Annotated in this window: 2 protein-coding genes; both read right to left on the reverse strand. The window is 52.1% G+C overall.

Translation table 11 applies throughout. The features are described 5' to 3' along the window. Positions 1-766 (reverse strand): phospholipase effector Tle1 domain-containing protein (locus tag KHU33_RS26025; RefSeq protein WP_211468435.1); only part of this gene is annotated, 766 nt, incomplete at its 3' end. Further along, the gene (locus tag KHU33_RS26030) at positions 767-1342 is read right to left on the reverse strand and encodes a DUF3304 domain-containing protein (RefSeq protein ID WP_211468437.1); all 576 of its coding nucleotides are present in this window, start codon (positions 1340-1342) and stop codon (positions 767-769) included. Between the last annotated feature and the right edge of the window lie 237 nt (positions 1343-1579).

Raw genomic sequence — 1579 nt, forward strand, 5'->3', positions numbered from 1 at the left:
AGCCTAAAAAAGCAATCTCGGCATCCATGCCGGCAAAGGTGCCGTCTTTTTTAAGCAAGTCGGCAAACCAGTAGCAGAACGCCCGCGCTTCCACCGCGCCGCGTGAAAAGCCGAACACATTCAGCGTGATTTTAGGAATATTCGGTTTCGGCCTGTCTTTACGGGCCTTGCGCAATAGCGGGTCCAATTCCTTGGTGAGGGCTGCAAACCAGCTACGGCGGTCGGGACGCGGATCGCTGGCATCGCGCATCGGGTTGCTGGTTTCCACGTCTTTGGCGTATTGCTGGATTTTAGCGGCGATTTCCTGTCGAGTGAACATAACACCACCGTCACTAAACGCCTGATGCACCGCGTTATAGACCTGAAGCAGCGCAAATAAAATCCGCGCTTCGCCGCCTTTGCCAAACGCTTTACCCTCGGCACTTTCACGCCACTCTCGGTTCTCCTCGAAGCGTGTGCCCAAGCCAGGAATATAGAATTTGTAATTGCCGGTCGCTTGCAAAGCACCATCGCCATCGAACGATTTATGCGCTTTGTACAATTTGACGACATTGGTATGGCATTGCGATGGTTCATCACGAAGCATATTGTTATTGGTGCCATCGAAGAACAGGCCAATGTTGACGTATTTCTGGCAAGGGGGCGCATGAATAGTCGGCCGATCTTCCTGCAAAATACGACGGCATAGGTCGGCAACGCTCCATGTCATTTCGCCTTCGGCGTGACCGGTAATACTCAGCGGCGCAGATTGAATTTGGGCGGGCATTTATTCTTCCTCCGGCGGAGCGACGGTCACGCTTTTAATAATGGGGTGCAGAGGGCTTGATGAATCATAGCGTGCAGATGAGACTATTCGCACTTCATCGTTTGCAAAAAAATGAACGAAAATATCTCCGGCTTCGTCGTAGCGTCTGATCGTGGTGTTTTTTTCTACCCAATCGCGCCCATTCGGCTTCCACCGCACTTTGACTTTCATACCGGGTTGCCATTTCAAGGGAAGCATGTAGCCGCCGGCGACAAGGCCGCCACAACTCAGCCCACCGGCCATCCGCTCGCTAAAAGGCTCTTTCACATAAAAATCGTGAATGTAACCCACGCCCGGATGAGAAAAACAAGCTATCGCTACCGGCACCAGCGCTATATCGACAACCATGGACGGCTTCTGATTTGGTGCTTGTGCTGTGTTCGGTGCCGTTGTGGCACAGGCGCTGAGTGCCAGCGTCGCGGTGAATATCAGTAGATGTTTGAGACGCATGAATTTCTTTCGTGTGAATGTTTTTTTGTGATCAACGCGATGAAGCTGCACGCTGCAATGCAATCTCAGCGCCATGCTTTTGCGCATCTTCCAGCAACGCCAACGCCTGATTTTGCAATAGCCACAGATACGGCGAGTCGAAAGACGGCGGCGCCTTATCGAACTGCTCCAGCGCCCATGACTCTTCTTTGCTTAGCGTAGCTATTCAGGTCTTCCTTATCTTGTGCGCTGGCACGATCATACGAAGGCAAATCCGTGAACTCGTTGAGCCATCTGCGGCGGAAACCGTAGTACAGTTGCATATGCTTCTGCACCATTTCCTGA

Origin of the sequence: Collimonas silvisoli, from assembly GCF_018305005.1 — a bacterium.
Classification (GTDB): Bacteria; Pseudomonadota; Gammaproteobacteria; order Burkholderiales; family Burkholderiaceae_D; genus Collimonas; species Collimonas silvisoli.